The sequence below is a fragment of the Lentzea nigeriaca genome, assembly GCF_016907955.1.
In the GTDB taxonomy this organism is placed as follows: domain Bacteria; phylum Actinomycetota; class Actinomycetes; order Mycobacteriales; family Pseudonocardiaceae; genus Lentzea; species Lentzea nigeriaca.
On record NZ_JAFBCX010000003.1, the window covers coordinates 570,532 to 594,083 of the forward strand.

17 protein-coding genes are annotated in these 23,552 nt (G+C 70.8%); 5 read left to right on the forward strand and 12 right to left on the reverse strand.

Annotated features, from left to right (window positions below; all coding sequences use genetic code 11):
- Window positions 1-24 precede the first annotated feature (24 nt).
- The 5 genes from JOD27_RS13700 to JOD27_RS13720 are packed head-to-tail and all read right to left on the reverse strand — an operon-like array spanning window position 25 to window position 5,259.
- A complete protein-coding gene (locus JOD27_RS13700) occupies window positions 25-957 on the reverse strand; it encodes a glycoside hydrolase family 6 protein (RefSeq protein WP_204762569.1) in 933 nt (310 codons plus the stop codon).
- A gap of 24 nt (window positions 958-981) precedes the next feature.
- Entirely contained in the window at window positions 982-1,305 is a 324-nt protein-coding gene (locus tag JOD27_RS13705) for a hypothetical protein (protein ID WP_204762570.1), read from the reverse strand.
- Window position 1,306: 1 nt separating this feature from the next.
- Window positions 1,307-2,914, reverse strand: coding sequence for a glycerol-3-phosphate dehydrogenase (gene glpD, locus JOD27_RS13710; RefSeq protein ID WP_204762571.1), 1,608 nt, complete (start codon window positions 2,912-2,914; stop codon window positions 1,307-1,309).
- 33 nt (window positions 2,915-2,947) lie between these two features.
- Window positions 2,948-4,465, reverse strand: coding sequence for a glycerol kinase GlpK (gene glpK / locus JOD27_RS13715; protein WP_204762572.1), 1,518 nt, complete (start codon window positions 4,463-4,465; stop codon window positions 2,948-2,950).
- A gap of 23 nt (window positions 4,466-4,488) precedes the next feature.
- Window positions 4,489-5,259, reverse strand: a complete 771-nt coding sequence (locus tag JOD27_RS13720) for an MIP/aquaporin family protein (RefSeq protein WP_204762573.1) — start codon at window positions 5,257-5,259, stop codon at window positions 4,489-4,491.
- 256 nt (window positions 5,260-5,515) lie between these two features.
- Here JOD27_RS13720 and JOD27_RS13725 point away from each other — a divergent pair, with 256 nt between their 5' ends.
- Together JOD27_RS13725 and glpK (JOD27_RS13730) are read left to right on the forward strand one after the other, a co-directional pair.
- Window positions 5,516-6,280, forward strand: coding sequence for an IclR family transcriptional regulator (locus tag JOD27_RS13725; RefSeq protein ID WP_204762574.1), 765 nt, complete (start codon window positions 5,516-5,518; stop codon window positions 6,278-6,280).
- Entirely contained in the window at window positions 6,246-7,796 is a 1,551-nt protein-coding gene (glpK, locus tag JOD27_RS13730) for a glycerol kinase GlpK (protein WP_204762575.1), read from the forward strand. Before JOD27_RS13725 ends, glpK (JOD27_RS13730) begins: the two co-directional genes overlap by 35 nt.
- A gap of 28 nt (window positions 7,797-7,824) precedes the next feature.
- Here glpK (JOD27_RS13730) and JOD27_RS13735 read toward each other — a convergent pair whose 3' ends face one another.
- Complete coding sequence (locus JOD27_RS13735) at window positions 7,825-9,201, reverse strand: aminopeptidase P family protein (protein ID WP_204762750.1); 1,377 nt, start codon at window positions 9,199-9,201, stop codon at window positions 7,825-7,827.
- Between the two features lie 170 nt (window positions 9,202-9,371).
- On the opposite strand from JOD27_RS13735, the gene JOD27_RS13740 reads away from it, so the two are divergent.
- Window positions 9,372-10,313 carry a LysR family transcriptional regulator gene (locus JOD27_RS13740; RefSeq protein ID WP_204762576.1) on the forward strand — a complete coding sequence of 314 codons (942 nt, stop codon included), beginning with the start codon at window positions 9,372-9,374 and terminating at the stop codon, window positions 10,311-10,313.
- Here the strand turns inward: JOD27_RS13740 and JOD27_RS13745 are convergent.
- The 4 genes from JOD27_RS13745 to JOD27_RS13760 form a co-directional block, all read right to left on the reverse strand.
- Window positions 10,300-11,646 carry a collagenase gene (locus JOD27_RS13745; protein ID WP_239566972.1) on the reverse strand — a complete coding sequence of 449 codons (1,347 nt, stop codon included), beginning with the start codon at window positions 11,644-11,646 and terminating at the stop codon, window positions 10,300-10,302. The genes JOD27_RS13740 and JOD27_RS13745 overlap by 14 nt on opposite strands.
- A 270-nt stretch (window positions 11,647-11,916) precedes the next feature.
- Window positions 11,917-13,494 carry an MFS transporter gene (locus JOD27_RS13750; protein ID WP_204762578.1) on the reverse strand — a complete coding sequence of 526 codons (1,578 nt, stop codon included), beginning with the start codon at window positions 13,492-13,494 and terminating at the stop codon, window positions 11,917-11,919.
- A 77-nt stretch (window positions 13,495-13,571) separates the two neighbouring features.
- The gene (locus tag JOD27_RS13755) at window positions 13,572-14,681 is read right to left on the reverse strand and encodes a sulfite oxidase (RefSeq protein WP_204762579.1); all 1,110 of its coding nucleotides are present in this window, start codon (window positions 14,679-14,681) and stop codon (window positions 13,572-13,574) included.
- A 39-nt stretch (window positions 14,682-14,720) separates the two neighbouring features.
- The gene (locus JOD27_RS13760) at window positions 14,721-15,914 is read right to left on the reverse strand and encodes an MFS transporter (protein WP_204762580.1); all 1,194 of its coding nucleotides are present in this window, start codon (window positions 15,912-15,914) and stop codon (window positions 14,721-14,723) included.
- A gap of 73 nt (window positions 15,915-15,987) precedes the next feature.
- Here JOD27_RS13760 and JOD27_RS13765 point away from each other — a divergent pair, with 73 nt between their 5' ends.
- Window positions 15,988-16,971: a LacI family DNA-binding transcriptional regulator gene (locus tag JOD27_RS13765; protein ID WP_204762581.1), complete on the forward strand. Its 984-nt coding sequence runs from the start codon at window positions 15,988-15,990 to the stop codon at window positions 16,969-16,971.
- Between the two features lie 318 nt (window positions 16,972-17,289).
- Here the strand turns inward: JOD27_RS13765 and JOD27_RS46590 are convergent, their stop codons facing one another.
- Complete coding sequence (locus JOD27_RS46590; RefSeq protein WP_204762582.1) at window positions 17,290-19,827, reverse strand: helix-turn-helix transcriptional regulator; 2,538 nt, start codon at window positions 19,825-19,827, stop codon at window positions 17,290-17,292.
- 132 nt (window positions 19,828-19,959) lie between these two features.
- On the reverse strand, window positions 19,960-20,562 hold the full coding sequence (locus JOD27_RS44875; RefSeq protein WP_307830112.1) for an AAA family ATPase: 603 nt from the start codon (window positions 20,560-20,562) through the stop codon (window positions 19,960-19,962).
- A gap of 299 nt (window positions 20,563-20,861) precedes the next feature.
- On the opposite strand from JOD27_RS44875, the gene JOD27_RS46595 reads away from it, so the two are divergent.
- The gene (locus JOD27_RS46595; protein WP_204762583.1) at window positions 20,862-23,510 is read left to right on the forward strand and encodes a helix-turn-helix transcriptional regulator; all 2,649 of its coding nucleotides are present in this window, start codon (window positions 20,862-20,864) and stop codon (window positions 23,508-23,510) included.
- Window positions 23,511-23,552 lie beyond the last annotated feature (42 nt).

Consider the following 23,552-nt stretch of genomic DNA (forward strand, 5'->3'; position numbering starts at 1 on the left):
CACGCCCTGGGGCAGCCCGGCCGATCAGTAACCGTGGATCAGGTCGTACGCGAGCTGCGGGTCGAACTCGCCGGCCTCGACGTTCGGCGCCTTGCCGCACTTGCCGTCCGAGTCGCCGGGAACCTTGACCCACAACAACATCTCCGCGCCACCGCCGGTGCGGGCAGGCGTGCCGAGCTTGCGGCCGCCGGGGTTGCACCACTCGCCGTTGTGGCCGTTGCCGTTACGGCTGGTGTCGATCACGTACGGCTTGGTGTAGCCCGAAAAGCTCGCGCTGACCGCGTTGCCGTACGTCGTCGACGCGGTCGTGGTGTGGTAGTTCGACACGTTGAGCGAGAAGCCGCGGACGTTGCGCACGCCCGCCGCGTCGAGCCGGCCGGCCATCGTCGCGGCGGGCACCCACTGCGCGTTGCCCGCGTCGAGGTAGGCCCACGTGTTGGGCGCCTTGGCCTTGAACTGCTCGGTGGCGTACTTGATCATCGCGGTGCGCTCGGCGATCTTGGCGCTGTCCAGGCAGTTGAAGTCCGCCAGCGAGTCGGACTCGATCACCACGACCGCGGGCCGCGAGCCGATGCCTGCCGCGAACGCGGAGATCCAGGCCCGGTAGGCCTCCGGCGTGCCGGCGCCTCCGCCGGAGTGGCCGCCGCACGCGTCGCGGCCGGGGATGTTGTAGGCCACCAGGACGGGCAGCTTGGTGCCGGTCTTGTTCACGTAGGCCGACACCGAGGACTTGATGTCGCCGCTCCAGTTGCCGAACCAGCGGGCCATCGGCTTGGAGGAGATGTTCGCCTTGATGTCGGCCTGACGGCCGTCGCTCGCGTGGGTGCGCACCCACACGGCGGGGTTCGAGTCCGGGTCGACGTAGAAGCCGTCGGTGAGGCTGACGGGGCTGGCGGCGTGCGCGGCCGGGGCGGTCGCCACGACGGCCAGCAGGGCCAGCGCGAGTGCTCTCATCATGCTCCGCACACTCGCGCGGGCCGCTTAAGGGGTGGTAAGTCCGTGCCAAGTGATCCCAGACTGAATGGGCAGCAGCGGAGCCACCACCTGGGCGAACGGCCCGCTGTGGAACGTCCCGCCGGCAGGCCCGGCGAACGGCGAACCGGCGTCCAGCACGTCCGGCAACCGAGCCCAGGCCGCCCACCGCTCGTCCCACGCCTGGATCACGTCGAGGTGCCCGCCGGGAAGAAACCGGGTCAGGTGCACCCCTGCGACCTGCCCGGTGTTCCCCAGCAGCGGCAACAGCCGGAAGCCACCTTCCAGCCGCAACCGCTCGATCAGCTCCGCAGCACCGGTTCGCGGGTCCATCTCATCTCGCCGCCATCTCCGTCGCGTACTGCCGGTAGGTCCGCACCGCCGCCTCGCGTTCGGCGGGAGACCACCCCAGCGGGCCGGCGATCAGGTCGGCGACCGTGCCGGCGACGGACGCGCCCTGGTCGAGGTGCTCGATCGCGATCCGGGTGCGGCGGGCGAGCACGTCCTCCAGGTCCAGCGCGCCCTCGTGGGTCACGGCGTACACGATCTCGGCTGCGAGATGTCCGGCCACCTCAACGGAAAGCGACGGGTCCTGCGCGACGAGCGCCAGCACGTCGGAGATCGCCGAGCCGTACCGCCGCAGCAGACGCTCCACAGTGGACGTGGGCAGGCCGGACTCGGCGGCGACTCGAGCCCGGTCCGCCCACAGCTCGTGGTAGCCGACCGCGCCGCACAACGGCAGCCGGGCGGTCAGCGACGGCGCGACAGCCCGCCCGAGGCCGGAGACGGCGGCGTTCACGACGTCCGCGGCCATCACTCGGTAGGTCGTGTACTTGCCGCCCGCGATCACGAAGAAGCCAGGCTCCGGCTGTGCGACGGCGTGTTCGCGGGACAGCTTGGCCGTGTCGCCGGACGCGCCGTCCAGCAACGGCCTCAGACCCGCATACGTGCCAACGACGTCCTCGACCGTGAGCGGCGACCGCAGCACCGCGTTGACGTGATCGAGGATGTACGAGACGTCCTCGGAGGTGGCGGTCACCGAGGCGGGATCGCCGGAGTACGGCGTGTCCGTGGTGCCGATGATCCAGTGACGGCCCCACGGGATCACGAACAGCACCGACTTCTCGGTCCGCGTGATCAGTCCGCCGTCCAGCTGGATCTTCGAGCGGTCCACCAGAATGTGCACGCCCTTGGACATCCGCACGTGGAACGGCGGCGTGCCGGGCGACATCGAGTTCAGCGAGTCGGTCCACACGCCGGTCGCGCTGATCACCCGCCGCGCCCGGACCTCCACAGTGGACCCGTCCACCGAGACCCGAGCACCCGACACGCGACCGCCGGACCGCACCAGCGAGGTGACCCGAGCGCGTGACAACACGGTCGCGCCGTGCTGGGCGGCCGTGCGGACCAGGGTCAGCACCAGCCGCGCGTCGTCCATCTGCGCGTCGTAGTACCGGATCGCACCGGCGAACTTCGACGGGTCGAGCGACGGGCCGATCTCGGAAGCCTTGCGGCGGGAGAGGTGCCGGTGCATCGGCACGGCACCGGCGCCACCGATCGAGTCGTACAGCAGCACGCCCGCGCCGACGTAGGCGCGTTCCCACTGCTTCTCCAACGGGAAGAGGAACGGCACCGGCCGCACCAGGTGCGGTGCGAGCCGGCGCAGCAGCAGGCCGCGTTCCTTCAGGGCTTCCCGAACCAGCTTGAACTCCAGCTGCTCCAGGTAGCGCAGCCCGCCGTGGACGAGCTTGCTGGACCGGCTCGACGTGCCCGAGGCCCAGTCGTGTGCCTCGACCAGCGCGACGGAGAGGCCTCTCGACGCCGCGTCCAGAGCAGCGCCGGCGCCGACCACACCACCTCCGACCACGAGCACGTCGAACTCCGTCGAGCCCAACGAACGCACCGCGTCAGCACGCCGAGCCGGATCCAGCCTTGCGAACAACTTCAGCTCCTAACAGAAGTCAGCACACAGGAGTCAGCGGACGTCGGAGTCGACCCAGTCGAACGACTTGGTGACGGCCTTCTTCCAGTTGCGGTACTCGCGCTCGCGCTCGTCGGCGTCCAGCTCGGGCGTCCAGCGCTTGTCCTCGGCCCAGTTCGCACGCAGCTCGTCGAGCGACGACCAGTAGCCGACGGCCAGACCGGCGGCGTACGCGGCACCCAGGGCGGTCGTCTCGGCGACGACCGGACGCACCACCGGCACGTCGAGGACGTCGGCCTGGAACTGCATGAGCAGCTCGTTCGCGACCATGCCGCCGTCGACCTTGAGCTCGGTCAGCGGCACGCCGGAGTCGGCGTTCATCGCGTCCAGGACCTCGCGGGTCTGGAACGCCGTCGCCTCCAGCACGGCACGCGCCAGGTGGCCCTTGTTGACGAACCGGGTGAGGCCGACGACCGCGCCGCGCGCGTCCGCCCGCCAGTACGGGGCGAAGAGGCCGGAGAACGCGGGCACGAAGTACGCGCCGCCGTTGTCCTCGACGGTGCGGGCCAGCGTCTCGATCTCCGGGGCGGAGCCGATGATGCCGAGGTTGTCGCGCAGCCACTGCACCAGCGAGCCGGTGACCGCGATGGAGCCTTCCAGCGCGTAGACGGGGGCCTCGTCGCCGATCTTGTAGCAGACCGTGGTCAGCAGGCCGTTCTTCGACGCGACCTTCTCCGTGCCCGTGTTGAGGAGCATGAAGTTGCCGGTGCCGTAGGTGTTCTTCGCGGTGCCCGGCTCGTAGCAGGCCTGGCCGAACGTCGCGGCCTGCTGGTCGCCGAGGATGCCCGCGATCGGCACGCCCTTCAGCACCCCGCCGGGACCGCCGTTGCCGTAGACCTCCGAGGAGGAACGGATCTCCGGCAGCATGGACAGCGGAATGCCCATCTCACCGGCGATCTCGGCGTCCCACTGCAGCGTGTCGAGGTCCATCAGCATGGTCCGCGAAGCGTTGGTGACGTCCGTGGCGTGCACACCGCCGTTGGGGCCGCCGGTGAGGTTCCACAGCGTCCACGTGTCGGTGTTGCCGAACAGCAGGTCGCCGGCCTCGGCACGCTCACGGGCGCCCTCGACGTTGTCGAGGATCCAGCGGATCTTCGGGCCGGAGAAGTAGGTCGCCAGCGGCAGGCCGACCTTGGCCTTGTAGCGCTCAGCGCCACCGCCCAAAGCGCCGAGCTCCTCGACGATCGCCTGCGTGCGGGTGTCCTGCCAGACGATCGCGTTGTAGACGGGCTCGCCCGTGTTCTTGTCCCACACCACCGCGGTCTCGCGCTGGTTGGTGATGCCGACGGCGGCGAGGTCACCGGTGTTGAGGTCGGCGGCGGCGAGCGCCTGGCCGATCACGAACCGGGTGTTCTCGGAGATCTCCACCGGGTTGTGCTCGACCCAGCCCGCGCGCGGGAAGATCTGCTCGTGCTCCTTCTGGCCCACGGCGACGATGGAGCCGCTGTGGTCGAAGATGATCGCCCTGGTGCTGGTCGTGCCCTGGTCGACGGCGAGAACGTACTGCGTCATCGAAGTTTGTCCTTTCGGGATGGTCAGAACACGAGCGAGGCGACGACACCGGCGATCGCGCCACCGACGATCGGGCCGACGACCGGGATCCACGAGTAGCCCCAGTCGGAGTCCTTCTTGCCAGCCAAATCAGTGTTGGCGGCCTCACCGTCGGTGCCCTTGTAGGACAGCGGCAGCAGGGCGTGCGCGATGCGCGGGCCGAGGTCGCGAGCCGGGTTGATCGCGTAGCCGGTGGGACCACCGAGCGAGGCACCGATACCGACAACGAGCAGCGCCGCGGCCAGCGGGCCGATCTGGGTCGGCGTCTTGCCGAACGCGAGGATCACGAAGACCAGGACGAACGTGCCGATGATCTCGCACACGAGGTTCCAGGTGTAGCTGCGGATCGCCGGGCCGGTGGAGAAGACGGCCAGCTTGAGGCCCTCGTCGGGCGTCTCGTCGAAGTGCGGCTTGTACGCGAGCCACGCGAGCACGGCACCGAGGAACGCGCCGAGGAACTCACCGGCGAAGTACACGATCGTCGAGCCCGCACTGACCGGAACGCCGGGGGCGTACTCCGCCGCACCGCTGGTGAGGATGCCGACGGTCACGGCCGGGTTGAGGTGCGCGCCCGACTTGTAGGCGACGTACACGCCGGCGAAGACGCCGAGGCCCCAGCCGAAGTTGATCAACAGCCATCCGCCGTCGAGCCCCTTCGACTTGGCGAGCAGCACGTTGGCCACCACACCCGCACCCAGCAACAGCAAGACGCCCGTACCGAGCACCTCGCTGAGGAACACTGACCCGAGACCCACGCTGGCCTCCCATTCGTCCTTGAACGGCTGATCACCCTGTCGGTGATTGAGGCGGAACGTAATGACCCAGGTCACGCCTGCTCAACACGCACGTTTCGACAATGTCGACACCAGCGGGGTGCGGAACTGTGACCATTCGGTCACTCTGTGCTCAAAGGCCACGTTTCCAGCGGGTTTCCACCGCCTGCCCAGGTCAGCAGGCTGACGAAGCAGTTCGACATTGCCGACACGGGTCGTCTGAATTACGTTTCTCGCCGTGCCGGGACCCATCCAGTCGATCGAACGCGCCGCAGCGGTGCTGCGGCTTCTCGCGCGTGGCTCCGGCCACCACGGTCTCACGGAGATCGCCGACTCGCTCGGTCTGGCGCGCGGCACCGCGCACGGGATTCTCCGCACGCTGCAACGGGTCGAGTTCGTCGAGCAGGACCAGGCGACCGGCCGCTACCGGCTCGGCGCGGCCCTGCTGCACCTCGGCACCTCCTACCTCGACGCGAACGAGCTGCGGTCCCGCTCCATCAACTGGGCCGACACCCTGGCCGCGCGGTCGGGCCAGGAGGTGCGCATCGGCATGCACCACGACGGCGCGGTGCTCGTCGTGCACCACGTCTTCCGGCCGGACGACTCCGTGCAGACCCTCGGCATCGGTGCGATGCTGCCGTTGCACGCGACCGCGCTGGGCAAGGTGCTGCTCGCCTACGACCCGGACCTGTCGGCGGCCGCACGCCGGCGGGAGCTGACGTCGTTGACGCGCAGGACGATCACGCGGACCCAGGCGCTGGAGCGGGTGCTGACCGAGGTGCGCGCGCAGGGCTGGGCCGGCGAGGCAGAGGAGTACATGCCGGGCGAGGCGAGCATCGCCGCGCCGATCCGGATCCCCGGCGGCCTGGTCGTCGGCGCGATCGGCATCTCCGGCCCCGTGGACCGCCTGTGCGACGCAGCGGGCAGGCCACGTGCGACCCTGGTGCGTCAGGTGTCCCAGGCCGCGGATGCGGTCACCACGTCTCTGGTCGACGAGAACTGAAAGGCGAGCCGTGCAACGGTTTGTGATGGCGATCGACCAGGGCACCACGTCGACCCGCTGCATCGTGTTCGACCAGAACGCCCGCCTGGTCGCGGTCGCCCAGCGCGAGCACCGGCAGTACCACCCGAGGCCCGGCTGGGTGGAGCAGGACGCCGTGGAGATCTGGCGCAACGTCGACCGGATCATGCCGCAGGCGTTGCGGCAGGCGGGGATCACCGCCGAGCAGGTCGTCGCGCTGGGCATCACGAACCAGCGCGAGACGTTCGTGCTGTGGGACCGCCACACCGGTGTCCCCGTCGGGCGCGCGATCGTGTGGGAGGACATCCGCACCGAGGAACTCGTTGCGGAGCTGGGGAAACAGCCCGGCATCGAGGAGGTCCGCGAGCGCTGCGGATTGCCTTTGGCCACTTACTTCTCCGCGCCGTCGCTGCGGTGGATGCTCGACAACGTGGCCGGGTTGCGGGCGAAGGCCGAGCGCGGCGACGTCCTGTTCGGCACCATGGACACCTGGCTGATCTGGAACCTCACCGGCGGCGTGAACGGCGGCCTGCACGTCACCGACGTGACCAACGCGTCGCGGACGATGCTGATGAACCTCGGTTCGCGGCAGTGGGATCCGATGCTGCTGGAGTTCTTCGGCGTGCCCGCGACGATGCTGCCGGAGATCCGGCCGTCGACCGAGATCCGCGGCACGACCACCCGCGTGGTGCCGGGCATCTCGATCACGGCGGCGCTGGGCGACCAGCACGCGGCGCTGTTCGGCCAAACGTGCTTCGAGAAGGGCTCGATCAAGGGCACCTACGGCACCGGCGGCTTCCTGCTGATGAACACCGGTGACGAGCTCGTGCGGTCCAAGCACGGGCTGCTGACGACGATCGGCTACCAGATCGGCGGCGAACCGGCGTACGCGCTGGAAGGCTCGATCGCCGTCGCCGGCTCGCTGGTGCAGTGGTTCCGCGACAACCTCGGCCTGATCCACAGCGCCCCGGAGATCGAGACGCTGGCGCGCACGGTGAAGGACAACGGCGGCTGCTACATCGTGCCCGCGTTCTCGGGGCTCTTCGCGCCGCACTGGCTCGCCCAGGCACGTGGGCTCGTCGTCGGGCTGACCTCGTACATCAACAAGGGCCACCTGGCGCGGGCCGTGCTGGAGGCGACCGGGTGGCAGACGCGGGAGGTCGTCGACGCGATGAACGCCGACCTCGGTGCGCCGACGCCCGTTTTGAAGGTGGACGGCGGGATGACCGCCGACCACCTGTTGATGCAGTTCATCGCGGACGTGCTGGACATCCCGGTGCAACGGCCGCTGGTTGCCGAGACCGTGTCACTGGGCGCCGCCTATGCCGCAGGCCTCGCCGCCGGATATTGGCCGGACCTGGAGGGACTGCGCCGCAACTGGCATCTGGCCGCGCGGTGGAACCCGGTGATGGATGCCCGGCACCGCGAGGACGAGTACGCGAACTGGAAGCGAGCCGTGGAACTGACCTTCGCCTGGGCCCGCTCCACCCCGAACTGATCTCGATGAAGGGAACCTTCATCGCAAGTCAGGAGCGCTGTTTGCGGACCCAGGCGGACACGTCGTCGGGATCGATGGGCAGCGCGTCGGACAGGACGTCGGCGCCCGTCGAGGTGACCACGAGGTCGTCCTCGATGCGCACGCCGATGCCGCGCAGCTCCGGCGGCAGCGTCTCGTCGTTGGGGTGGAAGTACAGGCCGGGCTCGACGGTCAGCGCCATGCCGCGCTCCAGGATGCCCTGCTGGTAGGTCTCCTGGCGCGCGTCGGCGCAGTCGTGCACGTCGAGGCCGAGGAAGTGCCCTGTGCCGCAGACGATGTAGCGCCGGTGGTGCTGGCCGCTCGGGTCGAGCGCCTTGTCGACGCTGACCGGCAGCAGGCCCCAGTCGTGCAGACCCTCCGCGAGCACGCGCATCGCGGTGTGGTGGAAGGCGCTGTAGTCGTTGCCGGGCCTGACCTCCGCGAGCGCGGCGACGTGGGAGGAGTACACGAGGTCGTAGACCTGGCGCTGGGGTTCGCTGAACTCGCCGCTGACCGGGAACGTGCGGGTGACGTCCGCGGTGTAGAGGGAGTTCATCTCCACACCGGCGTCGAGCAGCAGCAGGTCGGTCTCGTTCACGCGGCCGTCGCAGCGCGTCCAGTGCAGGACCGGGGCGTGGGCGCCGGCGGCGACGATCGATGTGTAGCCGGGGCCGTTGCCCTCGGTGCGAGCGCGGCGGTCGAACGTGCCCTGCAGCCAGCGCTCTCCCCCGCCGCGCACGGCCTGGCCGAGCTCCATGGCGACATCGGCGAAGCCCTTCACCGAAGCGTCGACGGCCTGGCGCAGCTGGTCGATCTCCCAGTCGTCCTTGATCCGGCGCAGCTCGGCGAGCGTGGTGCGCAGCTCGTCGCTGTGCGAGCCGGTGAGCGCGTCCAGCAGCGGGTCGACGCCCTTGGCGGTCAGCGTCTCCGGGTGACGGCCGCGCAGCGCGTGCGCGAGGTCCTCCAGCGGACGGGCGGTGATGCCGAGCGCCTCGCCCCACTCCTTCGGCCCGGCGGCGGCGCCGATCCAGAACGGGCTGCGGTCGGCGTCACCGAAGAAGTCGACGCTGTGCGCGTCCGACGGCACCGGCACGAACAGCGTGGCGTCGGAGTCCGACAGCACCAGCACCGCGCCCTCGACCTGGCAGCCGGTCAGCCACACGAAGTCGCTGTCGGCGCGGAAGTCGTGGAACGTGTCGTTGGACCGGACGTGCGCGCGCCCGGCGGCCAGCGCGACCCGCTTGCCGGGGAGGGCTGCGGCGAGCTTGGCGCGATGGGCAGCGGCCGCCTCGGCGGTGCCTTTCGGCAGGTCGATGTGGCTGTCCCAGTCACCCCAGCCGTCGCGGATGTACGTGCGGAAACCGTCCGCGTCCACCAGTTTCGCCATGTCACGGCGTGTGCGGGCCACTCTTCGTCCTCTCGCTGCGGCTGCTGCCCAGACTGCATCGGCCCGAACGGCCGCGCCAATCCCAGTTGGCCATAGATCCGTCCTATGGACCGCGGGCGTGTATTCGGCGCTCGTTCCTGCTGAGGCCCGGACGCGTATAGCCTCGCGCTATGGAACTGGAGATCCGGCACCTGCGGGCGATCTGCGCCATCGGCGACGCGGGCAGCGTATCGCGCGCGGCGACGCAGCTCGGCATCTCCCAGCCGTCGCTCACCACGCTGCTGCAGCGGGTCGAGCGGCTGGTCGGCGGCAGGCTCTTCGACCGCGGCCGCTCCGGCGCCGCTCCCACCCCGCTCGGTGCGCAGATGCTGCAGCGGGCCCGGCTGCTGCTGGTGGAGCTGGAGGCGTTCGGCGCCGCGGTGCCGGTCGACGGGCCCGTACGGTTCGGGTCGGTGCACATGGAGTGCGTGGCGGCGCTGTTCTCCCGGCTGGAGGAGACGCTGCCGGACGTGACGCTGCACGTCGACCCGTCGTCGACGGCACTGGCGCTCGCGCTCGGCAAGGGCCATCTCGACGCGGCGGTGATCGCGGTCGACGAGGAGGGCGACCTGGGCCTGCCGCGCGGCGTCGCGCAGCGGATCGTCGTGCCGTGGGTGCCGGTGTACGTCGCTCTGCCCGCCGATCACCCGCTGGCCGCGCGGTCCGAAGTGGACCTTGCCGATCTGGCCGGTGAGGCGTGGGTCGGGCCGCCGGGAGCGGAGGACGGGTCGTTGACGACGTTGCGCGCGGCGTGCCGGGCGGCGGGGTTCGTGCCGCGGATCCGGTTCGAGGTGCCGAGCGGGGCCGGTCGGCAGCTGATCGCGGCGGGCAAGGCCGTGCAGCTGGTCGAACCGACTTCGCAGGGCGGGCCCGGCGTGGCGGTGCGGCCGCTCGCGGGGTCGCCGATGCGGATGCGGCTGGTGTTCTGCTGGCGGCGGGAGCGGCTGACCTGGAGTCAGGCCAGCCGCGTGTTCGCCGGGGTCCTGGGCGCCTACGCGGACCAGGCGCTGGCGAGCCCCGTGTTCCGGCCGTGGTGGGAGGAGCGGGGCTCGGTGCTCACTACAGCGAACTGAGCCACGCGTACCAGTCGGTGTCGTAGCGGCTGCCGATCATCCGCGTCAGGTGGTCGCGCGCGCCGGCCCAGTCGCCCGCGCGGTACTTCGCCAGCACCGTCGTGACGTCGTCCGGGTGCTTGTCGACCAAATACCGGACCGCGAGATAACCCCAGTTGTAGACCCGCTTGGTGTCGTGGTCGTAGGTCGTGTCGAAGAGCGTGCTCAACGCGTAGGTGCGCAGTTTCGCCTCGGCGAGCGCCTTGTCGTACGTCACGCCGCGGTAGTGGTACGAGACGTACTCCGCGAAGCCCTCGACCCACCACACCGTGGGCGTCTTCATGTTCTCCTCGAAGTCGCCGTACATGTCGAACCGGCCGTCGAGGTAGTGGGTGTACTCGTGGTTGAGGTTCCAGATCTGGAAGTCCGGGCGCAGCCACTCGGCCTCGTACGCGATGAACCTCGGCTGGTTGCCCGCCTTCGACGGGTCACCCTCGAGGTACATGCCGCCGTTGTTGGTGTCGATGTCGAACATCACCCCGGCGTAGGTGCGGTAGTCGGTGCTGGAGTCGAACACGACGACCTCGAGCGCGGTGTTGAGGTCACCGGCGACCGGGCCGGGATCCCGCACGAGCCCGTGGAAGACCGCGTCCTGCCCGGCGAGGCTCGTGCACGTCCGGCGGAGCTCGTCCGCGGTCAGCTGCTGGGCGCGGATGCGCAACGTGGTGCCGCAGGTGTAGCGGATGGCCAGCACCCTGCGGTCGATCTGCTCGCGGAAGTCGCAGGTGCGGTACGCGCGGCAGTTGGCCTTGTCGTACCAGTCGGCCATCTCGGCCACGCCCACCCACATCGGCGCGAGGCGGCCGACGACGTCACCGCGCTTGATCAGGTCGACCAGCAGTGGCCGGACGCGCGACGCGAGGTCGCGGTGCTGCAGGAACCGGCCGAGCTCGCGGGTCGCGTTGTGGACCAGGTAGGCGCGGTCGGTGCCGAAGAAGTCGAGGTGCCGCACCACGAACCGGCGCAGTGCCCGCAGGATCGCGGGATCGGCCTTCACCGCCGCCAGGAACTCGGGCTGACCGTGCCCCTGGAAGAGCATGATCATGCCGGCGTGCACCTTGGCGTCGTCGGCGTTGGTGTAGTTGTCCAGCACGTGGGTCAACGCGCGCAGCTCGGCCGGGTAGTCGGTGACGGTCGCGTAGATCGTCGACTCAGGTGTCGCGTGGTGCAGGTTCCGCGCCACTTCTGGTGGCAGCAAAGGGCTGTTCGGCGAACCGGTCCCTGGAGCGGCCTGCGCCGCGGTCGGGACGAGAAGTCCGGCCAGCAGGGCCAGGACAAGTGCCGCTAATCGCATCGTGTGTCCTCCGCAGGGGAATGAGGTGCCCAGGAGCGTCACACCGTCCGCGGGTGCGCGAGCATCCCTTCCGCTCATAGCCCGCCGCTATGGACAACCTTGTCATCCTGCTGTGCCGGGTCGGCAGTACGCGCCCGCCGGAATGTTTGTCGCGCAACCGATGCGGGTCATCGCCGCCACGATCTTGCCGGTGTCGCGCACCTTCAAGGTGAGAGCTGACAACGATGTCACAACACGTGGCAACCAGCTGTGGCTGCTGCCCGGCGAGGCCTACTCGGGCTTGGTCGGCTCAGCGAAGATCAGGTGCCGCACGTGCGGGTCGTCCTTGGCCAGCGCACGTGCGGCCTCCTGGTTCTTCTGGTCCACGACGGTGCCGCGTTCGAGGTGCTGCCTCAGGTGCTCCTGCCACGTCGCCACCGTGAAGGTCTCCAGGAACGTCTCGGGCTTCTCGGTGTCGCGGAACAACCCCCACATCGTGGCCCCGGTCCTCCGGCGCGCCCGCCCGACCCGTTGCATGGCGTCGATGAAGTCGTCCTCGTTCTCCTTGGCCACCGGCCATTCGACGGTGACGAGCACCGGTCCGGCGTTCGTGTCGTCGAGGTCCGGCGGCGCGTCCCAGTACGTGGCGGGCGTGACGTCGAGCGGACGATCCAGCAATGGCAACCACTTCGTCGCCGCGAGCACCCCCACCGCCATGCCCACCGCGGGCAAGATCATGGCCGCCCGCAGGTCGTACGCGTCCGCGACGGCACCCCACACCACCGCGCCCAACGCCTGCCCGCCCATGAGAATCAGCTGGTAGTAGGCCAACGCCCGAGCCCTCGTCCACGACGGCAGCAACACCTGCGCCGTGGCGTTGAACGTCGACAGCGTCGCGATCCAGCATGCGCCCGTCAGCAACATCGCCACGATCACCAGCGCGAAGCTCTCCGTCAGCACCGCCGTGCTGGTGGCCACCGCGTAGAGCCAGGTCGCGAGCAGCACCATCCGGTTCTTGCTCATGCGCTGCAACAACTTCGGCACCACGAACGCGCCACCGATCGCCCCGGCACCCACGCTTCCGAGCAGCACGCCGTACCCGCTGGCGTCCAGTTCGAGCGGCCCACGCGCGATGGCCGGCAACAACGCCCACAACCCGCTGCCGAACACGATGAACAGCAACAGCCGGACCAGCACCCGCCGGAACAACGGCGAACTGCCCACGTACCGCGCCCCGGTCCGCACGGCGGTGGCGATGTGCTCAGTCCCAAGTGGACGGTTGTCCGACGGCCTGCGCCACCGCGCCAGCACGATCATCACGCCGACGAACGACACGGTGTTGAACGCGAACGTGGCCTCGGGCCCTGCCAGGGCGATCAGCACCCCGCCGAGCGCGGGCCCGATCGCGCGCCCGACGTTCATGTTGACGCCGTTGAGCAACGCGGCCTGCGGGATCTCCTCCCGCGCCACCAGTTCCGGCTGGATGGCCTGGAACGACGGCATCGACAACGCCTGGCCGACGGCCATCAACGCCAGCAACCCGAGAAGGCTCACCGGCGTCGCCCTGCCGGTACCCGCGAGCAGCATCAGGCCCGCCGCACCCACCAGCATCAGGGCCTGCCCGGACATCAGCACGTGCCGCCGGTCGAGGATGTCGCCGAGCGCTCCGGACGGCACCACCAGCAGGAACACCGGCAGCGTGGTGGCGGTCTGGACAAGCGCGACCTGCAGGGCCGTGCCGCCGAGGTCGCCCATGAGCCACTGGGCGCCGACGGTCTGCGCCCAGGTACCGATGTTGGAGGCGAACTGGGCGAGCCACAGCGCCCGGAAGGCACTGCGGCGCAGGGGTGCCCACGCGGAGACAGTCACCGCCCGATCTTCACACCTGCGGGGGTCGTCTGCCGAGCGCTTTGACTTCGGTCAACACTGAAGCTATTGAGAGCGGTTCACACAACCGTCACCGGATGCTCGACCACGGCCCCGAACAGATACCCCTGCGTGTTGTACGGCGACGACTCCGGCTGATCATCGGCCCGCACCCGCAGCACGTGCGAACCTGGCGTTGCCCGCCAAGGGATCTGCCACCGGGTCCACCCGCCACCTGACACCGGCGTGGCCCGCCGCCACGTCCGCCCGTCCGTGGACACCGACACCCGCCGCACCCCACCGGGAGCCCACGCCCGCCCGGTCAGCACCTGCCGCCCAGCGGGCAGAGTCGCCTCCCACGGCAGCTCGAACGCGCTCTTGGCGACCTGCGTGGTCACGAGCGTCCCGTCAGCCGGGTAGGAAGGCCCGAGCAGCCGGTAGAACTGCGTGTCCCACGGCGAGTGCAGCGGCGAGTCGGACACCTCCAGCGACCCCAGCCACTTGATGCTCGCGATCCCCACCCACCCCGGCACCACCAGCCGCGCCGGATACCCGTGATCCACGGGCAGGTCGACGCCGTTCATCTCGTACGCGACCAGCACGTCGTCCAGAGCTTTCGACACCGGCAACGGCCGCCGCACCCGTCCGTGGTTCACGCCACCGGCCACGTACTCGTCGTCCAGCCCTGCCGCCATGACGTCCACCGCGGACCGCCGCACCCCGGCCAGCCGCAGCAACACCCCGAGCGGCACCCCGCGCCACCGGGCGTTGCCCACCGCGCCGAGCTTCCACGGTGTGCCCGGGACCGATTGGCCCTGCTGCGACGTGAAGAAGCTGCGGCCGTTGCCCGCGCACTCGATCACGGCCTCGACCGTGCAGGACGGCAGCGCCCGCAAGTCCCGCAGCGACAACGACAACGGCCGCGACACCCCGGACCCGAAGATCCGCAGCCGCCACGCGGAACCGTCCAGCACGGGCGTCGAGGTGTGGTTGCGCACGAAGAACTTCGACACCGGCACCAGGGAACCGACGTCGCGCAACGCCTCCCAGCGGGTCTCCGCGTTGGTGCCGTGCACGATGAAGTCGCTGGCGGGCAACGGCTTCACGATCGGTGAAGCCGTCGCTGCCACAGCCCGGGACGGTAGCACCGTGAGTCCTGCCGCGATCAGGACGCCGCGCCGAGAGATCATGCGTTCGACGCTATCGGCCCTCACAAGGGGCCATCCCACTCAGCGAGAAGTGTCGGCCCCAGAGCGATCCACGGGCCGCAGGGCCGGCACCAGCGCGAGCGCCGGGAGCAGCAACAGCGGCACCACGAGCAGCGCCCGCAGCACACCGACCTGATCACCGAGCAGCCCGACCAGCGGCGGACCGGCGAGGAACGCCGTGTAGCCGATGACCGCGACCACGCTCACCCGAGCGGCCGCGTGCGTGGGGTCGTCCGCCGCGGCGCTCATGCCGACCGGGAAGCCCAGCGCCGTCCCGAGGCCCCACACCGCGACACCGGCGACCGCCACCACCGGGGACCCGCCGAACACCGCCAGCGCCACGCCGGTTGCGGCCAGCAGCATGGTGCCCACCAGCACCGGCACACGGCCCCACCGGTCGAGCGCGATCGTGCCGAAGATCCGGCCGCACGTCATCGTCGTGACGAACACCGCGAACACCACCGCGCCCATCGCGGGCTCGAAGGCGTAGCCGTCGATGAACGCGACCGCCACCCAGTCGTTCGCGGTGCCCTCGGTGAACGCCAGCACCAGCACCAGCAACCCGACCATCAGCGTGCGAGGTTCCCTCCACGCCGCCATGACCCCGCTGCCGCCACCGTGCTCCGCCTCGCCGCCGAACCGGTACGTCCGCGCCGCCAGCACCGTGCCGCCCGCGACCACCGCCGCCACGGTGGCCAGGTGCGCGGTCACCGGCAGAACCGCCCACGCCGCCAGGGAGGCGAGCCCGGCGGCGGCCACGGTGCCGAGGCTCCACATCGCGTGGAAGCGCGGCATGACGGTCTTCCCGAGCGCGCGTTCCACTTCCGCTGCCTCGACGTTCATCGCCACGTCGCAGAGGCCCGACCCGTAGCCGAGCACGAAGATCCCGATCGCGGTCAGCGCCACCGACGGGAAGGCTCCGATGCCGACTCCCGCCACCGCGAGACCCGCCGAGACCACGATCGCCGCCACGCACACCGTGCGCCGGGCTCCCAGCCGGTGCGTGACCTCGCCCGCGGTGAGCATCGCGAGGAACGCGCCCAGGGACATCGACAACAGCAGCAGACCCAGCGCACCCGCGGTCAGGCCGAGCGCGTCGCGGGCGGCGGGCACGCGGGCGAACCACGTCGCCACGGCGACGCCGTTGAGCCCGAAGGTCACCGCGACCCCGGCCGCGGCGGCTCGGACCTGCTTGCGTGGCAACGTGACCGTCATCCCGGTCCCCCTTTCTCGATACACAAAGTACATACCCCACACATGGAAGCGCTTCCACCGCAATACTGTGGAGATGAAGGGACAACGCAGCGCGACGCTGGACGACGTGGCACGGGCCGCAGGGGTCTCCAGGGCGACCGCCTCACGTGTGGTCACCGGTCAGGGCCCGGCGTCATCGCGGGCGCGCGACCGGGTCGCCGCGGCCGTGATCGAACTGGGGTACGTGCCGGACGCCGCCGCCCGCGCACTCGCTTCCCGCAGCGGCACCCGCCTCGCGATCGCCGTCATCGGCCACACCGCCGCCGTGCTCGACGACCCCTACGTGGGCCGGGTCCTGACCACCGCCGCGCACATCGCGGCCGAGCGCGAGGTCGGTGTGTCCCTGCACTGGCTACCCCTGAACGAGCCGGTGACACTCGCCGGGCTGGCGGGCAGCCGCGGTCTGGGTGGGCTGCTCGTGGTCAACCCGACACGTCCGGCACTGGAGACCGTGCCGCGTGACCTGCGCGGCAGGGTCGCCGCGATCGGGGTGGGCACGCGCGACGTGCCGTCGTTCGACGTGGACAACCGCACCGGCACCGAAGGCGTCGTGCGCCACCTGGTGAGCACCGGTCGGCGCCGGATCGCGATGGTCACCGGGCCGTCGTGGCTGCCGTGCGGCGACCGCGCCGTCGAGGCCTACCAGCGGGTGATGCGGGACAGCGGCGGCGAGACCAGGGTCGTTCCGGGCGACTTCACCGCGGCCCGCGGAGCCGCGGCCGCCGCCGAGATCATGACCCGCTGGCCGGACACCGACGCGGTGTTCGCGCTCAGTGACCTCACGGCGCTGGGCGTCCTCGACGGACTGCACGCCCTCGGCGTCTCGGTGCCGGGAGACGTGGCCGTCGCCGGGTTCGACGACATCGCCTTCGCCTCGCTCAGCCGCCCGGCGCTCACCACGTCCACTCACCCGGTGGAGGAGATCGCCACGGCGGCGGCACGCGCCGTGCTCGACCGCGACGGCAGCGCCCCCGCCACCTTCTTCCCCTCCACGCTCGTCGTGCGCGAAAGCGCCTGAGCAATCAGGCGTTCTTCGCGGCGACCTCCCGCAGCGTCGCCGCGATCAGCCGCATGGACGAGGAATTCGCGGTGCAGGACTTCGACGCGGGTTCGCGTTTCCGCCCGTGGCGTGTTGAAGAACTCGCCCTGCGTGCGCTGGGACGTGCCGCCAGCTCGCGGGGCCGGGACGGTAGCGGAGCGCCGGTGGCCGGTGCTGCCAAGGTGCGCCCTCCTGTTCGTGGGCCTGACGCGACTCCTCCGGCACCGCATCGTCACAAACTCGACCGCCGGGGCAGGCCGTGACAGGCGCGCTCTGGGCGATCCGCGGGGATATCCCTCACGTGCCGGCCAGCCTGCCTTCGAGACTCGCCTTGGCGAGGTCGAGCCGCGACCGGCAGCCGGTGCGCACGAACAGCCGGGTGAGGTAGTTCTCCACGGTCTTCTCGCTCATCCGCACCTTCGACGCGATCTGCCGGTTCGTCCTGCCCTGCCGGACGAGGTCGATGATCCGCAGTTCGACGTCGGAGAAGTCGTCACGGGCCACGCGGGCACGCGGCAGAGCGACGCCGACCTTGCGCATCGTCTCCTTGGTGTGCAGATCTCCGAGCCGTTCGGCGAACTCCAGCGCCTCGGCGTACCACGGTGCGGGGTCGTCGCAGAGCGAGGCCATCGCCAGGCAGGTCCGCATCAGTTCGGCCGCGTTGCCGGTGCGGCGCAGCAGGGTGACGGCCGAGGCCGCGGTTCGATAGTCCCTTTCGGACAGTCCACGCAGGACGAGTTCCGTCGCACGCAGGCTCGCACCGCCGAAGCGCTGGTACCACCGCCTCGCCTCACCGGCAGCTCGCGCCAGCCCGGTGTCGTTGCCCAGGCCGTTCTCGACGAGGCCGAGCCGCAGCAGGAGGCAGGACAGGCCGACGTCGTCGCCGTTCTCGGCTGCGGCACGGACGAGGTCGTAGCCGGACCAGCCGCGGTCAGGCCCGGTGAGACCGAGATCCACCCACGCCCGCAGCCCCGCGAACGGGCAGTTCTCGTCCACCAGGCCGAACCACTGCGCGGCAGGGAGGACGTCACCGGACGAGGAGTGCACCTCGGCGGCCAGCAGCCGGGCGACGTGGTGCATCGCGGTGGGCGCCCCACTCAGTTCCAGCCGCCGGGCGCCGGAGACGACGCGCGACCACTCGCCGGCGGCGTAGTCGCGCAGGAGCCGGTGGTAGACGCCGAGCGGACCGGTCCGGGGCAGGCCGTAGCAGGGCCCAAGCACGAGTCGCAGCATCGCCACCACGTCGTAGCGCCCCTCGGCGATCGCGACCTGCTCGGCTGTGTCGTGCTCCCAGTCGGGCAGCCGGTTGACCCGGAAACCGGAGAACGCGGCAGCCACGTCCGCGGCGCGCACCGGGTGGTGCTCGTCGAACCAGCGTGCGGCGAACCGCAGCGGCACCAGCGCACGCGGGTCGTCCGCCAGCGCGTCGCGCACGGTGCCCGAGAGCGGCTGTCCGATGTGGATGGTCACCAGCGCGGCCGCGGCGGCGAGCTCGTACCGGCAGCACTCCGGGACACCCGCGGCGACCTCGGCCTCGACGACCTCGGCCAGGTCGGCGTACTGCGCGGTGCGCACCAGCAGGTGCAGCACGATCCGCAGCAGCCGGACGCGATCGGCTGGCTCGGCGTGCCGTAGCGCGGCACGGAACCACCGCGCGGCCAGCTCCTGGTTCACCTGGACGATCCGGGTCGCCTCGCGTTCCAGCAGCGGCACGAGCGCGGGGTCGTTGAGCAGAGCGTTGCCCGCCAACGCGATGTGGTCCGCGGCGACCGACATGTCGCCCAGCAGTTGGCCGGCGATCGCGCCGTGGACCGCGCGCAGCCGGTCCGCGCCGAACCCGCGCACGAGCGCGGTCGCCAGCGCGAGGCACGGCACGGTGAGAGACCCGTTCTCGTCGCACGCCAGCGCACCGGCCGCGACGAGCCGGTCCACGACATCGCCGCAGCGGCGGAGTCCGTGCCCCGGCGCGACGGCATCCACGGGGCCGCCAGGACCGCCGACCTCGCGCCCGAACGCGGCAGCAGCCCCCAGCACGTCGTCGAGGTCGAGCCGCGCCGCACCCGCCGCCACCGCCACGATCCGCACAGCCACCTCGCCGAGCCCTTCCACGTACCGGACGAGGAAGTGGTCGCGGGGCAGCGCGACCTCGGCACGCAGGCACAGATGGCCGAGCACCTCCGCGAACGCATCTTCACGGCACAACGACTCGAAGGTCGCGATCACGGTGCCCGGATGACCCGCGAGAGGACCGAGCGCCGCACGCACGGCGGGAACGACCGCCTCGTCCAGCGGCATGAGGGCGACGCGCGCGAGCAACTCCCCGATCTCGGCCTCCCGCAGCGGGCCGAGGTCGAGCACCCGGTCGGCCAGCGGCGCCAAACCGCCGTTGTCGCGACACGTGACGACGACCGTGCAGCCCGCGCGGTGTGCGGCGGCGATCGCCCTGAGCGGGTCGGGCGCGGTGTCCACGTTGTCGACGAGCACCGCCACCGGCCTCGTGGCACGCAGTCTCGTGAACAGGCGCACCAGTTCGGTGAAGACGGTGTTGCGCGGCAGCCTGCTGAGCAGCGCCACGGAGCACGCGAGCTCCGGGCCGTCGTACTCGTGGAACGACTCGCGAACCGCGTCGACGACGGCCTGGGCGCGGAACACGTCATCCGGCGGCTCGCCTGCCGTGACCGGCAGGGACAGGACCGTGATGCCGCGTTCCCGCCATATGCGGCGCAGTTCGTGCAGAAACGCGGTCCTGCCGATGCCACCGCGACCTCGCACGACCAGGAGAGCCGGTGTGCCGGCGAACTCGTCGAGGGCCGTCGTCTCCGCGGTCCGACCCACGAACGGTCTGCGCTCGCTCGACACAAGACCTCCACCGCTGCGCCATTCGGGCTAATGCCCGATCGTAGGCACGCGACGGAGGCGGGGTCGTGCCGGTGCGGATGAAGTTCGCACGGAGAGGTGAACGGCGGCTCAGGCCATCGACTCCGCGAAGTCCTCCGCCACGAGCAGGGTCATGTCGGCGGCGGACACGGAGTGGGCCATCGCGAGCCGGGTCGCCTGCTGGTCGGCCATCACCTCGAACACCTTGCGCGCGGTGCGGCCGTTGCCGAAGGTCCCGTCCTTCGGGATGCGGTCGAAGTAGTCGTGCAGCACCTCCGCCGCACCCTCGTCGAGCCGGTAGACGTGCCGGCGGCAGTGCAGGCCCACGATCGTCACCAGTTCGGCCGGCGTGTAGTTCTCGAACTCGATGGTGCGGCTGAACCTCGATTCCAGGCCGGGGTTGGCCTGCAGGAACTCGATCATCTGTTGCGAGTAGCCCGCCGCGATGACGACCACGTCCTCGCGGTGGTCCTCCATCAGCTTCAGCAGCGTGTCGATCGCTTCCCTGCCGAAGTCCGGGCCGGTGCCGCTCTGGCCCGCGCTGAGCGTGTAGGCCTCGTCGATGAACAGCACACCGCCGAGCGCGCTGGTGAAGACTCCGTGGTCCTTGCTCGGCCGGGTCTGCCGCAGCCCGGTGCCGAGGTTGTCGCGGACCAGGCACTCGACGACGCGAACCTGGTTCTCGCTGTTCACGGTGATGCCGTCACCGGCGTTGGAGAGGTCAGCGCGTCCGAGATGGTCCTGTGTCCCTGCCCCGTCGCGGGGTTGACGGTGATCACGTCCCGGGCCACCTGGATTCCTTCCGTCTCCGCGCTGATCCGTCCCGTTCGCACGCCACGGGACGTCGCGAGGCGCCCAGACGGCGGTACCCAGCTGGTCCGGCTAGTCTGGCGCGGCCCTGGACCGCCGAACGGCGGTCCCACCCCTGCCGGAGACCAAATGGGGGAGTTCCCTCACGAGGTCGTGAAGAAGAACAGGGCGGAGCCACTTCCGTGCCGTCAGAACGACTTGTCGCGCCCGCCGAAGTTCTCGCCGCCGACGTCCTGGACTGGATGGGCCAGGCCGATCACCCACCGTTGACGATCATCGCCGGACCGAGTGGCGTGGAGTCCCGCACCGCCGTCGACGAGATCGGCCGCGCACTCGCCGCGAGCACGGCCGAGCACGGCCGCAGGGTCAGGGTCGTCAGTCTCTCCTACAGCGAACCCGGCACGGGGTTCGACCTGATGAGCCAGGTTCCGCCGCTGTCGGTGCTACGCGCGGCGCCGGGAACGCTGCTGCTCTTCAAGGACACGCACCGGCTGCCGGCCGACTCAGTGGGAGCGCTGGAGGCGCTGGTGCGCCAGATCGCGGCCACGGGGACGCGCTGCGTGTGCGCGGTGGCGCTGCCGCTGCCGCCCGAGACCAGGGCCGCCTTCCTGGCGAGCTTCGACCGGCTGCGCGGCGACGGCCTGGTGCGGCTCGTGACCCTGCGTCCGGTGCCGCTGCCGCAGATTCCCGACCTGGTCACGTCGCTGATCGGCGCGGTGCCGGAGCCGGAGCTGCGCGACGCGCTCTGGCTGACGACGCGGGGCTGGCCCAACGTGCTCACGACCGCGCTGCGGATCGGCCGCGACCACGACCTGTTGACCGTGGTGGACCGGCACGCCTACCTCACGGCGTGGCGCAGGCAGTTCCGGGTCGTGGAGGACGACGAGCTGCTGGCGGACGTCCGCGCGCTGGGGCCGACGGCGTGGCAGGTGGCGAAGGCGATCGCCGTGCTCGGCCCGCTCGGCGCGGCCGCGCCGGGGCTGGTCGGCGACGCGCTCGGACTGACCGAGGCGCAGGTGGAGGCGGAGCTCGCGGGCCTGGCCCGCGCGGGTGTGCTGCGGTACGCGAGGGCGAGCTCGACCTGGCGGTTCCGCGTGCCGCTCGTGGGGTTGTCGCTGGAGTCGGCGTGCGGGCCGTACGAACGCCGCAGGCTCGCGCAGATCGCGGTCACGGCCGTCTGGCAGGGAACCGCGCGGTGGGAGCAGCCGCACTACCTGACCGACCAGCTCCTCAGCGCGGGCAGGCTGGTCGACCCCGAGCGGGCCCGTTCCGAGCTGCTCGCCGCCGCCGGGCGTGCCGCGTGGCGCGAGGCCGACCGGTCGCTGTCGTGGCTGCGGGCCGCCGCGGAGCTGACGACGTGCCGGGCCGAGCGCGTGCAGATCTTCCTCACCCACGCCCGCACCTGCCTGATGTGCGGCGAGGCCAGGCAGGCGCTGGAGTCGACCGGCGCCGTGCTGCGGGAGTACGTCGAGGAGATCCCCGACGACCAGGTCATGGCCGTCTGCCTGTTGCACCTCACCGCGTTGCACGAGTCCGGTGAGATCACCACGCTCGAACGGGTGGCGCGGGAGGGTTGGTGGCCGTGGCCGGGCACCGACCTGCAACGCGCCGTGGGCCGCGCGTTCGCACTGGCGACGCTCGGTCGGTGGCGGCAGACCCACGACCTGCTCGAGGAGATCCGGCGCGACCCCGACGGCGCGCTGGTCGAGTCGTACGTCCGGTCCATCAGCCCGATCATCAGCCTGTGGCTGGGCGACGCGACGGAGTTCGACCACGACGTCGCGGAGCTCGTCACCAGGGTCGAGGCCGGCGAGAAGCCGCACGACGACCTGCACACCCGCACCAGCGTGCTGGTGACGCTCGGCGAGCTGCGCCGGGCACGGGGCCTGCTCGCCCTGTCGAACCGCGTGCACATCCGGCTCACGTCCGCCTGCCAGGCCACGCTGGCGGCGGCGGAGGGCCGCGCGACCGAGGCGCTCGCGCTCACCCGCAAGAGCATCGCCACCGGCCCGAACAACGGCTGCGACGCCGAGCACACCACGATGTTCCACGTCGCGGCGACCCTGCAGCTGCACCGCGGCAAGCTCTCCCGTGCGCTCGCACTCGTCACCACGGCACGTGACCGCACGCCCGCCCTGCCGCACCTGCTGGTGCTGGCCGAGGCCGCGCACGAACGGCTGTACCAGCGCGACCTGGAAGCGAGGCAGATGCTGGAGACGGCGCTGCGCCACGCGGAGGAGGCCGGTGTCGTCGCGCTGACCGATCCACTGTGGACGGCCCTGGCGGACATCGCCGTGGACCTCGGCGAGCGGCATCTCCTGCCGGGTTACCTGGAACGGGTCGAGACGGTGGCCAAGCGCATGGGCACCGAGCAGGCCGAGGTGCACCGGCTGACGCTGCGCGCGGTGGTCGACTCCGATCGGGATGTGGCGGACCAGGCTGTGGCCCTGCTGCGCGAGCGCGCCCAGCCGCTGGAACTGGCGAGCGGGCTCGAACGCCTCGTGCGTTTCTCCGTCGCCGCACCGGAACTGCTGCTGGAGGCCTACACCGCGGCGGGCGAGTTGGACGCGTTGATGTTCCGTGCGGCTTTGCGCAACCTCATGCGCGCACACAGCATTCCCGTACCGGGCCGCCAGGCGACCGTGGCGGAGAACGAACGCCTGCTGGCCGTCCTGGTCGCAGACGGCCTCGGCAACAAGCAGATCGCGACCCTGCTCTGCGCGAGCGAGAAGAGCGTCGAGGGCCGTCTGTCCCGGCTGTTCTCCCGCACCGGGTACCGGTCGAGGGTCGAGCTGGCGTCGGCGATGCTCACCGGACGCTTCCGGGAATGAGCGCCAGTGTCCTGCGCTGGAAATCCGGCAACGAAGTCGTTC